This window comes from Neptunomonas phycophila, from assembly GCF_001922575.1.
Lineage (GTDB): Bacteria > Pseudomonadota > Gammaproteobacteria > Pseudomonadales > Balneatricaceae > Neptunomonas > Neptunomonas phycophila.
In genome coordinates, this window is the sequence record NZ_MRCI01000001.1 from 2,786,569 (window position 1) to 2,803,784 (window position 17,216).

Genomic DNA, 17,216 nt, shown 5'->3' on the forward strand with positions numbered 1-17,216 from the left:
GAGGATTTTTTATGCAAAACCGTATCGAGACTTTATTAGCTACGACCTTCGGGGTCATGTTTCTTGGTTTATCCTTATTTATTACTGTTGAAGTATTATTAAGAAAGCTATTTGGCATATCGCTTGATGGCTCCTACGAGCTGGGCGGCTATGCACTCGCCATCGGCTCCACACTCAGCTTTACGCTGGCTTTATTTGGCCGCAGTCATATTCGTATAGACATTATTCACGAGCGCCTTCCAGCCATAGCAAAAGCTGTGCTTAACACATTATCGGCCATTCTCTTGGCAAGCTTTGCAGCCTTAATGGGTTATTTAGCATGGAGCGTTATTGCCGATACTCTCGACTACCATGCGGTGTCACAAACACCGTGGGCAACCCCGCTTATTTACCCTCAAAGCCTATGGTATGCCGGACAAGCTATATTCATGATCGCGGCAATATACCTAGCGTTAAAAGCTTGCTGGTTACTATTAAAAGGACGCACGAGCGAACTCAACGAGATGTACCAACCTAAAAGCATCAAACAAGAGCTTGAAGAAGAACTTGATAGCCTAAAAGTACGCACAGCGACACCCAACACTACACCGCAGGAGCATAACTAATGGCCGTTGAATACGTAATCACCGCTTTTGCTGCCATGCTTATCATGATGATAGTGGGCCTTCCAATTGCTGTGGCCATGGCCGCGGTTGGCATTATTGGCGGAGTTGCTGTGTATGGCGCTCCTTTTATGAATTCCATCTCACCCGTTATTTGGGGTGTGCAAAACAACTCACTCCTCACTTCTATCCCACTCTTTGTTTTATTAGGCGAGCTGCTGCTAAGAGCCGGTATAGCCGACGGCATGTACAAATCACTCTCTGTCTGGCTAGGCCGACTTCCCGGTGGGCTATTGCATTCCAATATAGGCACCTGCGCACTGTTTGCTGCCACATCAGGCTCTTCAGTAGCCACTGCAGCTACCGTCGGCACAGTCGCTTTACCGTCTCTCAATGAGCGTAACTATAAAATGAGCAAATCGTTAGGCTCATTAGCCGCCGGTGGCGCGCTCGGTATACTAATCCCACCTAGCGTTAACCTAATTATATATGGCTCATTAACTAACACATCGATAGGTCAACTATTTGTCGGCGGTGTCGTCCCTGGCATCCTGTTGACTCTACTGTTTATGGCGTTCATTGCCGCGAGTAGCATTTTTGATAAAACCGACGTAAAGCACGAAACCAAAGCCAGCTGGGCTGAGCGCTGGAAAAGCTCAGTCGATCTCATTCCGCCACTCGTTATTTTTCTGATTGTGATGGGCAGTATTTATTCTGGATTAGCGACAGCTACTGAATCAGCAGCCTTAGGAGTGGTCGCTGCCTTATTCTTTACAGCATTAAAGAAACGATGCACTTGGTCAATTTTACAAGCGTGCTTTATCCAAACAGCGCGCGTTTCTGGGATGATTTTATTAATTATTACTGCCGCTTTTATTCTTAACCTCACCATTAGCTTAACCGGGGTCGCTGAAGCAATGTCCGCCTGGGTTACCTCTCTGGGCTTGTCCACTGTTGGCTTCCTATTAGCACTCGTCGTTTTCTATCTCATTTTAGGGATGTTTATGGATGTACTTTCAATGCAAGTTGCGACTATCCCTATCACCTACCCTATGTCGCAAGCTCTAGGTATTGACCCTGTCTGGTTTGGTATTTTTGTCGTCATGATGTGCGAACTCGGTTTAATAACACCACCCGTTGGTATGAATTTGTTTGTTGTACAAGGCATTCGTCCTGACAACGGTAGCATCTCCGATGTTATGAAAGGCGCGGTTCCGTTTGTTGCTCTCATGCTTGTCTTTACGCTAGCGCTCATTGCTATTCCTCAAATAGTGACTTGGCTACCCAACCTCATGAAGCCTGCATAAGGAAAAATGCGATGCAACCATTATGGCAATTATCAGCAACCGCGCTCGTTGCAGGCTTCAAGGAACAGCGCTGGACGCCGGTTGATGCGCTTTTATCCGTCAAACAGCGACTGGCAGCTATCAACCCTCTGATCAACGCTATCGTCACACTAGCCCCTGATGCAGAAGCCGCTGCCCAAGCGTCAACACAACGCTACATTGACGCAAAGCCCTTAAGCGAGATTGATGGCGTTCCCATTAGCGTTAAAGATAATTTACTCTTAAAAGGCAGTACTTCTACTTGGGGAACACCTGCGCTGAAACACTACATCCCAGATCATGAGGAGCTGCCAGTGGCACGGTTACGACAAGCCGGAGCCATTTTGTTTGCTAAAACAAATGTGCCGGAATTCACATTGGAAGGTTATACCGGCAACCCCATTTACGGCGTTACACGCAACCCATGGGACTTATCCACAACCCCCGGCGGCTCAAGCGGCGGCGCAGCGGCATCCATTGCGGCAGGGATAGGTCCGATCGCATTATGCACCGATGGCGGAGGGTCAATCCGGCGTCCTGCCGCTCATTGCGGCCTAGTAGGGCTTAAGCCGTCTATAGGTACTATTGCTCGCGGCAACGGATTTCCATCATTACTATTAGACATGGAAGTTGTCGGCCCCATTACTCGAACAATAGATGATGCCGAGCTGGCATTAAAGATATTGTCTGGGCCAGATGCTCGCGACCGCTTATCACTTGCCACTCCTCGCCCATCTCTTATTCCGGTGAAATCCATTTTGTGCGTCACCGCTATGGATAATGCGCCTGTGGATAAAAATATATGTATGCAAGTTGAACAGGCTGCTAACACTCTAGAAGAACAAGGGCTTATCATTGAGTACGGCACCTTACCTATTGACCTTACAGCGCTCAACGCGGTGTGGAGCCAAATAGGACAACAAGGCATGGCCTTTTTAGCCCAAAAGAATCCCGTGTGGGTTTCTCAAGCGTCTCCTCCCTATCAAGAAATGGCGACAAGCGGTGCATTTCTTAGTTCTACAACCCTGTGGAACGGCCTCAATGAAATTGCGCAACTACGCAATCAAATTGACCAACTTTTTGAGCAATATGATGCCATTTTAATGCCCTCTATTGCGGCGCTTGCTTGGAAAGCCGAAGAGCGCTTTCCCAATACAATAGATAATGAGGCCGTCGGCCCCCGAGGCCACGCCATCTTTACGGGCTGGGTCAATGCTTGCGGCTGCCCTGCTCTCAACGTGCCAACACAACCAGCCAATAATGGGCAAGCTATCGGGATGCAACTCATTGGCTCAATGGGAAGCGAGCTATCACTATTAGCCATTGGCCGCACACTTGAAAAACACATAAACTGGCAAGAACGACTTTTAGGTTTATGGACAGCGCAAAACGATGAAAACACTCAACAGCCCAACGCATCAGCAGCGAGTAATTTATGAGCCTATAAAATGCTACTTACTTGGCAAACCAGAAGCCTTAGAAACCTACCCATTTGATAACAAGACAGCTGTCTTTAAAGTTCAGGACAAGATGTTCGCTTTACTGTCGTTTCGCGAAGGTGAGTACCAGATAAACCTTAAGTGCGCCCCTCAAGAGGCCATTATGCTTCGTGATGTGTTTGATGCCGTCAAGCCGGGTTATCACATGAACAAGGTGCACTGGAACACCGTTGTTCTCGATGGCTCGCTGCCTCAAGGGGAGATTCAACGCATGATCGACCTCTCTTATTCTTTAGTCGTGAAAGGACTAAAAAAGAGCATAAGGCAGGGTTTAGAGGCCAGATATGGTAGCGCCGTTATTTACAACTTGCTCGAGCCAAAGTAATGTTACGGCAAACAACAGTAACATTCACAGCGTCTCTTTAACGGATTAAATACGAGGACGCGCTGTACCTCCCCGAGGATGATATGGATATCACATTAATCGCGCTTTTCATGGTGCTAGGACTTTTACTCAACAGTACCGCTTTGTGGATTGCTGCAAAAATAGTAAAAGCAGAATTTACTTTTCAACAGGCGGTTATCGCGTCAGCCGCCACAACGGCAGTGAGTCTAATTCCTGGGGTTGGCTGGATTCTGTCGTTTGCTGTTCTCTTTTTTATCATCAAGCAATTTTCAGACGTTAACATTTGGCCTGACGCTATTTTGATGGTGTTAATCAGCCGTATTATAACGTTAGTCATTACATTGGGCTTATTTGGGGCACCTATTTGAGCCCGAGGTAAACTCACCCGCCTACTTTAACAACACCCGACTCGATTGCTAAATGCACCAGCTCTGCCGTTGAGCCAATACCCAACTTACTTTTTAAATTAGCCGTGTAGTTAGAAACGGTTTTATTACTTATGCACAGCCTTTCTGCAATCGTACTAACCTTAAGGCCCCTCGCCAGCATCAAAAACACTTCAAACTCTCGCTGAGTCATATCTTGAAACGGATGAGCTGCCTGCTCTGAACGAAAGGTCATCAACTTCATCGCTAGCTCATGCTCTACATACATATGCCCTTGCCCTACACGCTTAACCGCCTCTATCAACAAGTCAGGTGGGCTATTTTTAGTGACATACCCTAGCGCCCCCACATCCAAAGCCTGCTTAACCAGCGCGGTTTCACTATACATACTAAACATTAAAATACGCGTTTGAGGCGAACGCTGTAAAATACGTCTAACGGCCTCAATACCGCTGATACCTGGCAAGTTAATATCCATTATAACAAGCTCTGGCTGGTGCTCAGAACAAAGCTTACATGCCTGCTCGCCATTACCCGCCTCCCACACTTGAGTGGGCTTTACCATGGCCGACAGCAATGCCACCGTCCCTTGACGCACAACAGCATGATCATCGGCAATCAGTATATTCATTTACTCACTCCTACGGGATGCGCTTCTAATAAAGGCACAGTAACCGCCAACCACACACCTTGCGAAGGCCGGTTGGCATACTCAAAAAAACCTCCCAAAGCCGCCGCTCTTTCCTTCATCGAACGCAGACCCAACCCTTTTTTTAAGATAGGGGGCAACCCTTTGCCATTGTCCCCCACCCACGCTGTGATCTCATCACCCGCTATACATAGCCTGATATCAACTTGCGTGGCATCAGCATGGCGCGCAACGTTATTTAGCGCCTCCTGCATGAAGCGAAATAAATGACTATTTTGCTCATCAGACAGCACCGGAAACTCGTTAGGGATACTGACATAACAATGAATACCATGTTGCTGCTGCCAAGTTTCAGCCAAGATGTTCACGGCATCAGGCAAGGCGAGCTGGTCTAAAATCACCGGATGCAAATCCTGCACTAGGCGCCTAAAGCTCTCATGCATCGCACTGCAATTGGCCATTATTTGATCAGCCGTGGCTTTGACAAGATCAACATTGTGCTCTGTTTGACTGATTAAATATGCCTGTGCTTTGATGCCTGTTGCATACTGGCCAAGATCATCATGCAATTCACGTGCGAGCGTCGCACGCTCCTTTTCTTGAAGCGTCATTAACTCCCGCGTAAGAAAGCTGTTGCTTTGCTGAGTGCTTTCTAGTGCCTCAGCCATTTTGTTAAAATGTGCTCCAACTTGATTAAGTTCAGGCAGGTGATAAGTTTCCAGGCGAGCGTCTAACCGTCCTTGTTCAATCGCCTTTAATCCTTGTAAAAAGTGCGCTATGGGCTTTAACCCCTGAGTTACCCCCCACCAAATAGCCACATTAGAAAGCAAGATTGCCAGCATAAAAAACAAGACTATTTGCTGTGTGGTTTCCCATACCTCTTCTGCCTCGTCTAATGGGTTCGCCTCAATTCGTAATTCACGACCATCCGGCAAAAAACGTAGCTGAAACTGCTCCTGAAGCTCATCCACGGCAGGTATAAAGCGTAAAAACCAAGAGGGCACATGGCCTTCTTCGTCATGATTAACCGATTGAGACAAATGCGTTGGCGACCATGCCTGATTTACAGTGAGACGAACATGACGAGTTTCTCCGTTCAGAAAAGGCTCTAACAGATACTCGTCATGTTCAACCACAGGTAACATCCGCAGCGTAAAGCTGACACTGGCAGCCACCTCACGCTGGATATCTTTACTAGCTTGCTGAATTTGCAGTGCCAGGCTAACCAACAACACGCTAATAAAAATAATTGAAACCAGTAAGTTGAGTAGCCATACGGCCGTCATGTCCGCATCACCCACACACTAGCCACGATTGGAGGCGTTGTTATTTAACACTAAACACGCCCAACATACCTTTTTCTTCAAGACCTTCGGCGTAAAACTCATACTCACCCGGCTTTACAGGTACAAAATAAATTTCCGCTTCACCTTCTTGCTCAAACTCAAGCTCCGTTAAGGCCACTGCCTTAATCTCCATATCACCCGCCTCTACTTTTCGCAGGTAAATGGTCGGAAAGAACTCTGGTGCGACAAGAGCATATTCTGTTTGACCGCTCGAGATAATCTTTAACTTATAGGATTGACCCGTCACCATTTCATAGCGCTTTTCGGACAAGCTATAACGATTATCTTCAGTTCCCAATACCAAATCAGGCAACTTTTTAGGACGAATCGTTAAATCACCTTCTGCTACAGCCGTGATAGCAGTCGATGTTAGTACACTAGCAATCATCGCCAATCCTAGGTTTTTTTTAAGTGACATATGGGCTCCTTACTTATTGGATTTATTGTTAGGACTCAATGCTATGCTCACCCGTAATTTTAAAAATGCTACTTCAGTACTAATCCTTTTCTACTTTCTACATATTTAACTGATAACCATTCACACCTAAGCTGGAGTCATCACATAAAAATTACAATAGATGCATACGAGTAACTCCTCCATGATGAGCCACCCAAACACAAGCAGCGCCAAAAAAAGCCAACGTTTAGCGATAATTTTGGCATTAATAACATGTGCAGCCACACTCGGTGTAACTAGCACTAACGCAAACGCCGAAATCACAACGCGCATTGCTTACCTAGCCCAAACCGTTGATACCGGCCCTGTGCTGTCCAACATATTGCCGGAACCTGAAGATGCAGGTTTACGAGGCACAGAACTAGCCATCAATGACAGCAACACAACAGGCAAGTTTTTAAAACAGCATTTTGAGCTAAGCGCTTACACAAGCGACGATAGCAGTTCTCTTCTTGAGCACGCTCAACAGCTATACACGTCTGGCATCCACTCATTTGTGGTAAACGCTCCCGCCGACACCCTTCGCACACTGAGTCAGCAGCTCCCAGATGATGTGTTGATATTCAACGCCGCCGCTAAAGATGACAATTTGCGCCAAACGGTCTGCTTAAAAAATACACTCCATACGATTCCCAGCCGCGCTATGCTTGCTGACGCTCTTGGGCAATGGTTAAAAGCCCGCCAGCTATCGGACTTACTGCTAATCACCGGGCCAACCGATGATGACAAGGCCTACACGCAAGCGATTAAACGCACAGCTAAACGGTACGGCTTAAAAATTGTGGCAGAAAAAGCATGGGATTTTGACACCGATTTACGGCGCACCGCCCAACGAGAGATGCCATTGTTCACGCAAACTAAAGAGTACGATGTCGTCGTCGTAGCCGATGAGCGCGGTGATTTTGGCGAATACGTACTCTTTAACACATGGTATCCCCGCCCTGTTGTAGGGACACAAGGTCTAACACCTGTTACTTGGCACCGCGTGGTTGAACAATGGGGAGCCGCCCAACTACAGAGCCGATTCGAGAAACTCTCGGACCGCTGGATGACTGAAAAAGACTACGCCGCATGGGCAGCAGTCCGCACCATAGCTGAAGCCGCTACCCGCACAAATAGCGAAGACATCCACACCCTTAAACAATACATAGCATCAGATGCCTTTGAGCTTGCCGGCTTTAAGGGACGTAAGCTGGACTTCCGTGCTTGGAATGGCCAATTAAGGCAGCCCATTCCTTTAGTTCATCCTCGCTCTCTTGTCTCCCAATCACCACAAGAAGGTTTTCTACACCCACTTTCAGAGCTGGACACCCTAGGGTTTGATAAACCAGAAAGCCAGTGCAACCTACTCGCTGATTTCCGTTAATGGATAATCTTTGGTACTCACGATTTAAGGACACCACTATGACTAGTTTATTCTCTGCACCTCAATTTATCAGTTCTTCCCTGGTCATTGCGCTGTTACTGGGTAGCTCTGCAACGTGGGCTGAAACGGCGTATGTATCAAATGAAAAAGACGATACTATTTCGGTTATAGATTTAGATACCTTCGAGGTCACCGATACCATAGAGGTAGGAGAGCGCCCTCGCGGTATCATCTTGTCTAAGGACCAAACTAAGCTCTACATTTGCGCCTCCGATTCCGATACCGTCCAAGTAATGGATCTAGCCACTCACAGCATTATTAAAGAACTCCCGTCAGGCGAAGATCCAGAACAATTCGCCTTGCACCCTAATGATCGCCACCTCTACATCGCAAACGAGGATGATGCCCTCGCAACGGTTGTAGATACCGAAACAAACGAAGTATTAGCCCAAATAGATGTGGGTGTAGAACCGGAAGGAATGGCAGTTAGCCCCGACGGTAAAATTGCGGTAAACACCAGCGAAACAACCAACATGGTCCACTGGATTCATACGGGTGATATGGAGTTATTTGATAACACCTTAGTTGACCAGCGCCCTCGCCACGCTGAGTTTAGTTTAGACAGTAAAACATTATGGGTAAGCTCTGAAATCGGCGCTACCGTATCCGTTATTGATGTAGACACCCGCCAAATAACACACAAAATTACGTTTGAAATTAAAGGCGTACACCCAGACAAAATCCAACCGGTGGGTATACGCTTAAGCGACGACGGCCGCTACGCGTTTGTCGCTTTAGGCCCTTCTAACCATGTGGCTGTAGTCGATGCTAAAACATTTGAAGTGCTAGAATATATCTTAGTTGGACGTCGCGTATGGCATATGGAATTTAATGCTGACCAATCACTGCTGCTAACCACAAACGGTATCAGCGGGGATGTGACCGTTGTTGATGTAGACAAACTGAAAGCCATAAAAACGATTAAGGTTGGGCGATACCCTTGGGGTGTAGCGATAAAAAGCAAATGAGTGTATCCGTCGAGCAGGTTAGCTTTAGGTATGGAGCCGCGGGAAGCAAAGCGGCCCTTGATAATGTGAGCTTTGAACTGCCAGATTCACGTTTCTGCGCACTTTTAGGGCCGAACGGCGCGGGGAAAAGCACACTATTTTCCCTGCTTACCCGCCTTTTCTCACTCGACCAGGGTGTTATAACGATACAAGGTGACGATTTAAACAAAGCCCCAACAGCCGTCATGCAACGTATTGGGGTCGTGTTTCAACAAAGCACTCTCGACCTCGATTTAACGGTGTCACAAAACCTGTTTTACCACGCATCATTGCATGGCTTTTCGCGTAAAGTCGCTAAAGCGCCTATTGAGCGAGAATTGGCCAGAATGTCACTAACAGACCGCGCCAATGATAAAGTACGAGCGCTCAATGGCGGCCACCGCCGTCGCGTTGAAATAGCCCGAGCCTTACTCCATACGCCTGATGTTTTATTGCTGGATGAACCCACAACCGGACTCGACCCCGAAGCTCGCTTTGCGCTAAACCAGCATGTTCGATCGCTATGCAACGATGGCAAGCTAACCGTTTTATGGGCCACTCACTTGATTGAGGAAGTGCAGACCGACGACCGTGTCTTGCTTTTGCATCAAGGGAAACTCATTTCTAGTGGAAACGGGCAAGATTTATGCGATCTTAGCGGGGAAACTAGCTTAGCGGCAGCCTTCAAAAAACTCACTCAAAAAGGAACCACGCCCCTATGACGTCCCCCGCGAATAATATGCCACTAAAAACGCTGCCGCCTTCGGCCTATTGGCACTGTTTCTGTGGTGTACTCACGCGGGAATACTTACGCTTTATTCAGCAACGTACTCGTTTTTTGAGCGCACTGATTCGCCCTTTGTTATGGCTGGTGGTCTTCGCCGCCGGATTTAGAGCGGCCTTGGGCATCGCTATAATCGAACCCTACGAGACCTACATCACCTATGAGGTGTATATCGCCCCTGGGCTGTGTTGCATGATATTGCTGTTTAATGGCATGCAAAGCTCGCTTTCAATGGTCTATGATCGCGAAATGGGCAGCATGCGCGTACTGCTAATGAGCCCCCTACCTCGCTGGTTCTTACTGCTTAGTAAACTGCTATCCATAGCGCTTGTCTCATTATTGCAAGTGTATGCATTTTTAATGATTGCCCTGCTAGTAGATGTCGAGCCGCCCCTCATGGGTTACCTGACTGTTCTACCGGCCTTATTGCTGGTTGCCGTTATGCTAGGCGCGATCGGGTTATTTATTTCATCACGTATCAAACAGCTAGAGAACTTTGCTGGTGTCATGAACTTTGTCATTTTCCCTATGTTCTTTTTATCGTCAGCGCTTTACCCATTATGGAAAATGCGCGAATCCAGCGAATGGCTTTATTGGATCTGTGCCTTCAACCCATTCACTCACGCCGTCGAACTTGTCAGAAACGCGCTTTATATGAAACTAAGCGTAGAAGCTCTCGCAGCTACGCTTGCTATCACTACGGTATTTTCAGTACTCGCGGTTACGGGCTTTAGGCCTCAAAGTGGCGGCGGACGAGGCTAACGCAACGGTGAGTCAGAAGGCTCCTCATCCTTAGCAGCCTCCGCTAACTTACGCTGCTTTTCGGCCTCATTCCAAGCACGCAGTTCCTCATAATACACATCCCAAACACAGGGTTCGCAGGCACTCTCACAACAGTCATACTCGCCAGGAGGCGTAGGTTTTTGGTTCATATACATCACCTAACACTTGAATAAGGTCAGTGTAATCTGGATTTACAGAGAGTCCAATTGATCTTCTGGCGAACAGACTTGCGCAAGAAAACCTTGTAAGTTAATTGAGCCAGTTGAAACAAACCGCTGCGCTAGCGGCTCAAGATGATGCATTCTATCTAACCGAAAACTACGATAGCTCTGGCGCAACTCACACCACGCGACAAGTGTCCATGTTCGCCCCCAATAAACTAAACCTAACGGCCAAATAACCCGCTCAGAATAATGCCCATCGGCTCGCTGATAACTCAGCTTAGCTTTGCAAGAGGCCTTAATCAGCTTACGTAAGTCATCGCTGAAAGGCGCGCTTTCTTGCTGATAAAAGTCGGGCACAATAAGCCATGGGCTATTTAAGTTTTGTGTTTGATGAACCTCATCTGGCAATACCGCATGTATTTTTGTCAGCGCACTATCAACACTGGAACCCAGCTCACTACCACCCCACGCTTTCACCATGCGCGCGCCAAGCATTAGTGCTTCAAGCTCATCAGGAGTAAACATCAAAGGCGGTATAGAACCGCCTGCGCGGATCTGATAGCCCACTCCAGCTTCGCCTTCAACTGAAATACCGCTCAACGTGAGCGCTTGCACATCGCGATAGATAGTCCGCTGCGAAACACCTAAACGATCCGACAGCTGAGCTGCAGTCATCGCTGTACGACGACTGCGTAGCAGATTAACTATTTGCAGCAAGCGCTCCGCTTTATTCACGTTACCCCCTATCCATTATTCGCGTTTTTTCGTTAGGCTAGCCATCATAGCCGACCAAAATATTGCGCGTTTCAAGATGATTCATATCGCATGTATCCATATCAATCAACGCTATCATTTCTTTACCGGCTTCGCTGTCCATAAAGTCGGATGAGGCTTTCTGAGCCAACGACATGTTTTCCCAATAGGCAATATCAACCCATGCTCGCCCATTATCCTTCGCTAAAGAGCGGTATAAAAAACCAGGCTGCGCGGCTAAAAAAGCATCCACTTTTTCACAACTGGCTAGCACCTGCTCATCAGAAACATCTGCGTGTGTTGTAAACTTAACGATTTCTACGACGGTCGTCATTTGAACTCTCCTTTCGTGTATATTCAATGAGCCTGCAGCTTAACCAGATAAACTGACAGTTAATGTCAGTAGACTTTGCTGTCTAATAAAGCAGTCAAAACTTATCAACCGTCACTTAAAACAGGCACTTTCCCCAAAAACAGTACTTTAGTATTGGTTTTTTGAACCTATGGAAGGATTCATACCTGTGCAGTGTCACGGTGTAATAAGCTGTGTCAAAAGGGTGAACAATATGAAAAATAACGCCATTTGGCTTTGCCTACTTATGTCTTGCACCGTTTTTGCAGCGCCCGAGCCACCAGCAACACAATGGCCAGGTGTTGAGCTGACGGAGGCATCGTTATTCTCAAACGCGGGATACCGGATTAAGCGATTTCGCAGTCCTACACCTCCCACTCATGAGCAAGCGACTGTAATAGATACGCAAACGTTACTCAGGATGCTCGCCAAACAACCTGACTTACCGTTAATAGATGTTCGCCCGGCTGATATTACCAATGGAATATTTATCTATTCAGCACCACACCTGAGTCTGCCAGACAGCGTATGGTTACCCAATGTAGGAAAAGGCGTGCTGGATAACGACACTACTGATTATTATCGTAAGCATCTAACACGGCTAACTGAGGGAGATAAAAACAATCCCGTTGTGCTTTTTTGCCGTGCCGATTGCTGGATGTCGTGGAACGCTGCTAAACGCGCAGCAAATTGGGGTTATACTCAGCTCTATTGGTACCGTGATGGTATTGATGGCTGGGAAGAAGCAGATAAAACATTGGTCAGTGTTACCCCAACATTGCTAGGCCAGGAATAGTATGAACTGCATACCGCAGTCAGCATTACCTGAACGATAATAAGTATAAACAGGAGAAACGCGTGTATAAGATTCTAATTGCAGATGATCACCCTTTATTTCGCGAGGCGATCATCAATGTTATCCATACCAGCTTTCCTGATTGCGAGCTTTTGGAAACAGAAACACTCGAAGCGGCTCTAGAGCTCACACAAGAGCAAGATGACCTAGACTTAATTTTGCTAGATCTCAACATGCCGGGTATGAACGGACTAAACGGACTCATTACATTGCGCAACGAGTCACCCACCATTCCCGTGGTTATAGTCTCAGCAGAAGAAGATAAGCAAATTGTTCTACAGGCTATCACCTATGGAGCAGTAGGCTTCATTACTAAGTCATCACCTCGCGAACAAATGACCGAAGCCTTAAAACAGATTTTAGCAGGCAATGTTTACCTACCCTCTGACATCATTCGCACCAATGCACCCGATACGCGTCGTGTGCACAGGAAAGACGAGAACCAAATTCCTCCCGAAATGCTGTCATCATTAACACGTCGTCAGTTATTGGTACTAGAGCGAATGTCTAAAGGCGAGTCTAATAAGCAAATTGCTTATCATCTCAATATTGCGGAAACGACAGTCAAAGCTCATGTTTCTGCCATCCTGCGCAAGCTTAATGTTCACAACCGCATCCAAGCGGTACTGTCCGCAGGCAACATTGATTTTAGCGAATATCTAAAACGCTAGTCCCTGTTTGCTTGATCTTAACGCCCAGTATTACTGGGCGTTTCTGTCTTTAAGCAAGTGTAAAAGCGTTGTTTTAAGCTTTAGCGGTTTAACAGGCTTATTCATCAAAAAGTATCCTAACTCTCGGATGTCCTGCTTCAACTCTTTATTGTAGTTTGCGGTAATCATAAGAACGTTAAGCGGCGTATCCATTAATTTAGCAACGCCGCGAGCGGCATCCACGCCGTTCTGATCATCGTCTAAATGGTAATCGGCTATCAACATATCCACAGGGTCGTGACGCGGGTCTACCTTGCTCAATAAATCCTCTAGGGATAAAGCCGTAACTACATTGCACCCCCAACCCGATAACAAGGTATGCATGCCTTGGCATATGGCTCGCTCATTATCGATAACCCAAATATCGGCACCATTTAAGCCATTGGGGGCTTCTTGCATCCGGGGCCCTTGTATTTCACTAAAGAGCGCCAATTCTCCTAACGGCACCTCAACAGAGAACACCGATCCTTTACCTTCTGTCGAGCGCACTCGGATAGGGTGCTCCAAGACTCGGGATATTTTATCCACAATAGCAAGCCCCAAACCTAAGCCCTTGTCTCGGGATGGGTCCTGTGGCCGTAAGCGACGAAACTCTTGGAAAATTTCTTGCAGCTTTTCTTCGGGTATTCCAAGCCCCGTATCCCAAACCTCAATGACTATACTGTTAGCCCGACGACGGCACCCTAAAATAATGCGCCCTGTTTCAGTGTAACGGATAGCGTTCGATAAAAAGTTACGCAGTATCCGCGCTAACAACTGGGAATCTGTTCGTACGACCGCTGAAGAAGATACATAGCTAAGTCGCAGGCCTTCTTTTTGAGCAAATTGTTGATATTCATTCGCGATATTTTCAATTAAGTCACTGATGCGAAAAGTCGTAGGGTCCGATTTAACAACACCGGCATCTAATTTCGATATATCAACCAAGGTTCCAAGCAGCGACTCTACATCACTGAGTGCATTCGATACGGCACTGACTAGTGGCTCAGTCTCGTCTGGCAATGGCTTATCAAACAGCGCGCCTGTAAATAAGCGAGCCGCATTTAAGGGTTGTAATAAATCATGGCTAACAGCGGCTAAAAATTTGGTTTTTGATAAATTGGCTTGTTCGGCATCTTTTTTCGCTTCACGCAGCCTAGCTTCTACTTGCGAGCGCTCCTCGATTTCTGAGCGCAATTGCTCATTAACCTCGGTTAATTCTGACGTTCGTTCGCGGACACGCAGCTCCAAGTTCTGGTAAGCCGACTCAAGCTCCATAGCCACTTTACGACGCTCAGTGATGTCACGGATCATGACAAAAATACCAATGGGCTTACCGTTAGCATCCATATTGGGCACATAAGACTTTAACAAGAAGCGAAGATCACCCGCACCGTTCTTTTCAGCAATATCAAAGGTAACGTTTTCGCCCGAGAGCGCGCGCTGTAAGTATGGAACCAACTCATTAAAGTGGGCTTGACCATGCACGTCCGCTATCGTCATCCCTAATAAACTGCCCTGCTCCCAGCCATACCAGTCCTCGTAAACCTTGTTGGTAAAACGATACTGCAAATCATCACCAACATACGCAATTAACGCCGGTACATGGTCCGTAATCAAACGAATCCAACGCTCACTTTCCTTGAGCGTTTCAGCATATTGATGGCGTTCGGTGATGTCTGTGTAGGTATTCACATAACCGCCGTCTGGCAGGGCATGAGTTTTAACTTCAATAATACGCCCACCGTATTCCATTACACCGGCACTACTGGAACCACCATTGCGGTCTTTTGGCATATGAAAGTGTTTCAAATTCAGTGCACGAAACGGAGGTAAAGAGGCCGCGACTGAGCGTGAAATGCCGGTCAGCGTTAAAAAACGATCATTCCAAATTTCAAGTTGATCACTGGTATTAATCAAGGCGATGCCCTGCGACAAATTATCAACCGTATTCTGTAATAACCGCGTTTTTTCAGCGAGAGCCTCTTCCCTTCGCTCTGTTTCGGCCGCTTTCAAGTTACTGATGTCAGTGTATAAAATAACCAATCCGCCATCGGATGTTTCGCGCTCACTCATCTGAACCCACTGGCCAGACATCAAACGAAACACCTTACTTCCACTACCGGTGTCAGCATCTACTTCTACAATAAGCCCGCTTTCATTCGCTAGGCGTCGTATATCTTGGATACTTGTCCCTGTGGTTATGGAAACGCCGGTTCCTTCCCAAACTGTTTGGAATTTACTGTTAAAAAGGACAATCCGGCGCTCAGAATCAAACAATACAAAGGCATCAGATATGCTTTCTATTGCATCGATCAGATGCTGATTCGCAAGGTCAGCATCTCGATTAGCTCGTTTTAAAGCCCGATGGCTGGTCTTCAGTTCAAATAACGCTTCATTTAAGGCTTCTGTACGCTCACGAACCTGCTCAGCAAGTACCACTGAATGCTCAAAGGCAGCGTAAGGGTTAGCTCCTTGCGCATTACTTGATTCAACACGCTCAATCAAAGCGCCGTTTATTTTACGCAGCTTGGCGTTTTCTTTTTCAAGCACCGCGATTTGCAAACGCAGATCCATTTCTGGCGTTACATTATCAGTCATCAGTTACTTGTCCGATTACCACACCTGTGAATGTTTGGTTGATATGCATACCCTCCAGATGCTCACCGTATGTATTAAAACCAATCACTCGATGTTTTTTCAGCAGAGCCGACGTTTCTTGGTAGCGCCCAGGGATGTGCTGGGCTTCTAAGCGCCTTAAAAAGCAATCACAGCCAATCGTTAGTTGTGGCTCTCCTATTTTTTCTTCTATGCGGCTTAGCTGTTGCGTCAGGTCAGCCAACATATCTCCCCGCTCCATTCGCGTTAAAACAATTCCGTTCTCAACCGCGCAGTAAAACGTAAGACTGAGGTCATCGTTTACTTTTTGTATCGAGCGAACGTAGAACTCTTCTCCTATTTTGACCGCTACAGGGTTTAGCGCAAAAACCTCAGGATTAAGCTCTTCAACCGCGATGCCTATCATCCGCGCATACTCTTGAGCCGCTGGCTCCGCATTTAACTCATAGACTCGGCGACTATCTCGATCGGCCGCTGTCACCACCAGCTTTTCAGACAGGCTCTTTAAATGATGGGTTGTGAAGACTTGAAATTCGCAGTCCGTATTAAAAAGTAGGACAACAGCAGCGCCTGTATGGAAAGACCCATTGGCGAACACATGGGTATTGGTAAGATGAATATCGTCCCCTGCGGAGCCACCAAAATTAGGAATGTTACCCAACGCCGCATTTAAGCTCACTAAGACATGTTCTTCTTGGACTGATAGGCCATCAAGCAAGGTAAGGACAAAGCTATTGCCCACAATAGGCGCCACTTGGCGCTCGCGGCTTTTACGAATCAGCTTATCAACTACGTTTTGCGCTTGGGGCAATGAAAATTGTTCCATCGCCTCAACCAAACCGACTTCTACAGAAAAGTGCTCGCGGTAAAAACCGATGGCACTGATTGCGCCTTGCGCATACCCCTGAGCAGTGATTTCCCCTGCTGTCGTACAACCGGCGATATTGACGTCATAAAAGGCATAGTTAAGTGCTGTAGCCAATTTATCGAGGTCATACTCGGCTGAGCAGAAAAACAGCACAAAGCCTAGCTTAGGGCTACACAGCTGCTCTTTTAACTCGTTGACAGCAGTGACTATATGGCTGCTATTTGAATAAGCAGTTATAGCTGAAGTTGGCATAAGACTTGTCCTGTCAGAATGTATGCATAGTTCCAGTCTAGGCAGCGCTTACGTAGGTTCAAATACTACTTGAG

19 protein-coding genes are annotated in these 17,216 nt (G+C 47.0%); 11 read left to right on the forward strand and 8 right to left on the reverse strand.

Annotated elements, in window-relative coordinates; genetic code table 11:
* The first annotated feature begins 11 nt into the window (after positions 1-11).
* From BS617_RS12710 to BS617_RS12730, 5 genes are all read left to right on the forward strand, one after another.
* Positions 12-605 carry a TRAP transporter small permease subunit gene (locus BS617_RS12710; protein ID WP_075173155.1) on the forward strand — a complete coding sequence of 198 codons (594 nt, stop codon included), beginning with the start codon at positions 12-14 and terminating at the stop codon, positions 603-605.
* Entirely contained in the window at positions 605-1,909 is a 1,305-nt protein-coding gene (locus tag BS617_RS12715; RefSeq protein ID WP_075173156.1) for a TRAP transporter large permease, read from the forward strand. The genes BS617_RS12710 and BS617_RS12715 overlap by 1 nt, the downstream gene beginning before the upstream one ends.
* Positions 1,910-1,920: 11 nt before the next feature.
* Complete coding sequence (locus BS617_RS12720) at positions 1,921-3,366, forward strand: amidase (RefSeq protein ID WP_075173157.1); 1,446 nt, start codon at positions 1,921-1,923, stop codon at positions 3,364-3,366.
* The gene (locus BS617_RS12725; protein ID WP_075173158.1) at positions 3,320-3,751 is read left to right on the forward strand and encodes an MmcQ/YjbR family DNA-binding protein; all 432 of its coding nucleotides are present in this window, start codon (positions 3,320-3,322) and stop codon (positions 3,749-3,751) included. Before BS617_RS12720 ends, BS617_RS12725 begins: the two co-directional genes overlap by 47 nt.
* Before the next feature lie 83 nt (positions 3,752-3,834).
* On the forward strand, positions 3,835-4,140 hold the full coding sequence (locus BS617_RS12730; protein ID WP_075173159.1) for a hypothetical protein: 306 nt from the start codon (positions 3,835-3,837) through the stop codon (positions 4,138-4,140).
* A 13-nt stretch (positions 4,141-4,153) separates the two neighbouring features.
* Here BS617_RS12730 and BS617_RS12735 read toward each other — a convergent pair whose 3' ends face one another.
* From BS617_RS12735 to BS617_RS12745, 3 genes are read right to left on the reverse strand one after another with little or no spacing between them, the layout of a single operon-like run.
* Positions 4,154-4,789, reverse strand: a complete 636-nt coding sequence (locus BS617_RS12735; protein WP_075173160.1) for a response regulator — start codon at positions 4,787-4,789, stop codon at positions 4,154-4,156.
* Positions 4,786-6,108, reverse strand: a complete 1,323-nt coding sequence (locus BS617_RS12740) for a sensor histidine kinase (RefSeq protein ID WP_075173161.1) — start codon at positions 6,106-6,108, stop codon at positions 4,786-4,788. The genes BS617_RS12735 and BS617_RS12740 overlap by 4 nt, the downstream gene beginning before the upstream one ends.
* A 25-nt stretch (positions 6,109-6,133) precedes the next feature.
* Positions 6,134-6,571, reverse strand: coding sequence for a cupredoxin domain-containing protein (locus BS617_RS12745; protein WP_075173162.1), 438 nt, complete (start codon positions 6,569-6,571; stop codon positions 6,134-6,136).
* 181 nt (positions 6,572-6,752) lie between these two features.
* On the opposite strand from BS617_RS12745, the gene BS617_RS12750 reads away from it, so the two are divergent.
* From BS617_RS12750 to BS617_RS12765, 4 genes are read left to right on the forward strand one after another with little or no spacing between them, the layout of a single operon-like run.
* On the forward strand, positions 6,753-7,976 hold the full coding sequence (locus BS617_RS12750; protein WP_249263604.1) for an ABC transporter substrate-binding protein: 1,224 nt from the start codon (positions 6,753-6,755) through the stop codon (positions 7,974-7,976).
* 38 nt (positions 7,977-8,014) lie between these two features.
* Entirely contained in the window at positions 8,015-9,004 is a 990-nt protein-coding gene (locus BS617_RS12755) for a YVTN family beta-propeller repeat protein (RefSeq protein ID WP_075173163.1), read from the forward strand.
* On the forward strand, positions 9,001-9,744 hold the full coding sequence (locus BS617_RS12760; RefSeq protein WP_075173164.1) for an ABC transporter ATP-binding protein: 744 nt from the start codon (positions 9,001-9,003) through the stop codon (positions 9,742-9,744). Before BS617_RS12755 ends, BS617_RS12760 begins: the two co-directional genes overlap by 4 nt.
* Positions 9,741-10,568: an ABC transporter permease gene (locus BS617_RS12765; protein ID WP_170870351.1), complete on the forward strand. Its 828-nt coding sequence runs from the start codon at positions 9,741-9,743 to the stop codon at positions 10,566-10,568. The genes BS617_RS12760 and BS617_RS12765 overlap by 4 nt, the downstream gene beginning before the upstream one ends.
* On the opposite strand, the gene BS617_RS12770 is transcribed toward BS617_RS12765, so the two are convergent.
* From BS617_RS12770 to BS617_RS12780, 3 genes are read right to left on the reverse strand one after another with little or no spacing between them, the layout of a single operon-like run.
* On the reverse strand, positions 10,565-10,738 hold the full coding sequence (locus BS617_RS12770; RefSeq protein ID WP_083610028.1) for an oxidoreductase-like domain-containing protein: 174 nt from the start codon (positions 10,736-10,738) through the stop codon (positions 10,565-10,567). The genes BS617_RS12765 and BS617_RS12770 overlap by 4 nt on opposite strands.
* A 42-nt stretch (positions 10,739-10,780) precedes the next feature.
* Positions 10,781-11,488 carry a helix-turn-helix transcriptional regulator gene (locus tag BS617_RS12775; protein WP_075173166.1) on the reverse strand — a complete coding sequence of 236 codons (708 nt, stop codon included), beginning with the start codon at positions 11,486-11,488 and terminating at the stop codon, positions 10,781-10,783.
* Positions 11,489-11,525: 37 nt separating this feature from the next.
* Positions 11,526-11,840 carry an antibiotic biosynthesis monooxygenase family protein gene (locus BS617_RS12780; protein ID WP_075173167.1) on the reverse strand — a complete coding sequence of 105 codons (315 nt, stop codon included), beginning with the start codon at positions 11,838-11,840 and terminating at the stop codon, positions 11,526-11,528.
* Between the two features lie 232 nt (positions 11,841-12,072).
* Between BS617_RS12780 and BS617_RS12785 the strand changes: the two genes are divergently transcribed.
* Complete coding sequence (locus BS617_RS12785) at positions 12,073-12,654, forward strand: rhodanese-like domain-containing protein (protein ID WP_170870352.1); 582 nt, start codon at positions 12,073-12,075, stop codon at positions 12,652-12,654.
* Positions 12,655-12,716: 62 nt separating this feature from the next.
* On the forward strand, positions 12,717-13,385 hold the full coding sequence (locus tag BS617_RS12790) for a response regulator (RefSeq protein ID WP_075173168.1): 669 nt from the start codon (positions 12,717-12,719) through the stop codon (positions 13,383-13,385).
* A gap of 30 nt (positions 13,386-13,415) precedes the next feature.
* On the opposite strand, the gene BS617_RS12795 is transcribed toward BS617_RS12790, so the two are convergent.
* Together BS617_RS12795 and nosP are read right to left on the reverse strand one after the other, a co-directional pair.
* Positions 13,416-16,004 carry a NahK/ErcS family hybrid sensor histidine kinase/response regulator gene (locus BS617_RS12795; RefSeq protein WP_075173169.1) on the reverse strand — a complete coding sequence of 863 codons (2,589 nt, stop codon included), beginning with the start codon at positions 16,002-16,004 and terminating at the stop codon, positions 13,416-13,418.
* Positions 15,997-17,142, reverse strand: coding sequence for a nitric oxide-sensing protein NosP (gene nosP / locus BS617_RS12800; protein ID WP_075173170.1), 1,146 nt, complete (start codon positions 17,140-17,142; stop codon positions 15,997-15,999). Before nosP ends, BS617_RS12795 begins: the two co-directional genes overlap by 8 nt.
* Positions 17,143-17,216 lie beyond the last annotated feature (74 nt).

Excerpts from the sequence above, each read along its gene's own strand:
- BS617_RS12765 (WP_170870351.1), top strand. The coding sequence starts at position 9,741 with ATGACGTCCCCCGCGAATAATATGCCACTAAAAACGCTGCCGCCTTCG.
- BS617_RS12735 (WP_075173160.1), bottom strand. The coding sequence starts at position 4,789 with ATGAATATACTGATTGCCGATGATCATGCTGTTGTGCGTCAAGGGACG.
- BS617_RS12720 (WP_075173157.1), top strand. The coding sequence starts at position 1,921 with ATGCAACCATTATGGCAATTATCAGCAACCGCGCTCGTTGCAGGCTTC.
- BS617_RS12780 (WP_075173167.1), bottom strand. The coding sequence starts at position 11,840 with ATGACGACCGTCGTAGAAATCGTTAAGTTTACAACACACGCAGATGTT.
- BS617_RS12795 (WP_075173169.1), bottom strand. The coding sequence starts at position 16,004 with ATGACTGATAATGTAACGCCAGAAATGGATCTGCGTTTGCAAATCGCG.
- BS617_RS12760 (WP_075173164.1), top strand. The coding sequence starts at position 9,001 with ATGAGTGTATCCGTCGAGCAGGTTAGCTTTAGGTATGGAGCCGCGGGA.
- BS617_RS12770 (WP_083610028.1), bottom strand. The coding sequence starts at position 10,738 with ATGAACCAAAAACCTACGCCTCCTGGCGAGTATGACTGTTGTGAGAGT.
- nosP (WP_075173170.1), bottom strand. The coding sequence starts at position 17,142 with ATGCCAACTTCAGCTATAACTGCTTATTCAAATAGCAGCCATATAGTC.
- BS617_RS12785 (WP_170870352.1), top strand. The coding sequence starts at position 12,073 with ATGAAAAATAACGCCATTTGGCTTTGCCTACTTATGTCTTGCACCGTT.
- BS617_RS12750 (WP_249263604.1), top strand. The coding sequence starts at position 6,753 with ATGATGAGCCACCCAAACACAAGCAGCGCCAAAAAAAGCCAACGTTTA.
- BS617_RS12730 (WP_075173159.1), top strand. The coding sequence starts at position 3,835 with ATGGATATCACATTAATCGCGCTTTTCATGGTGCTAGGACTTTTACTC.
- BS617_RS12725 (WP_075173158.1), top strand. The coding sequence starts at position 3,320 with ATGAAAACACTCAACAGCCCAACGCATCAGCAGCGAGTAATTTATGAG.
- BS617_RS12710 (WP_075173155.1), top strand. The coding sequence starts at position 12 with ATGCAAAACCGTATCGAGACTTTATTAGCTACGACCTTCGGGGTCATG.
- BS617_RS12755 (WP_075173163.1), top strand. The coding sequence starts at position 8,015 with ATGACTAGTTTATTCTCTGCACCTCAATTTATCAGTTCTTCCCTGGTC.
- BS617_RS12715 (WP_075173156.1), top strand. The coding sequence starts at position 605 with ATGGCCGTTGAATACGTAATCACCGCTTTTGCTGCCATGCTTATCATG.
- BS617_RS12745 (WP_075173162.1), bottom strand. The coding sequence starts at position 6,571 with ATGTCACTTAAAAAAAACCTAGGATTGGCGATGATTGCTAGTGTACTA.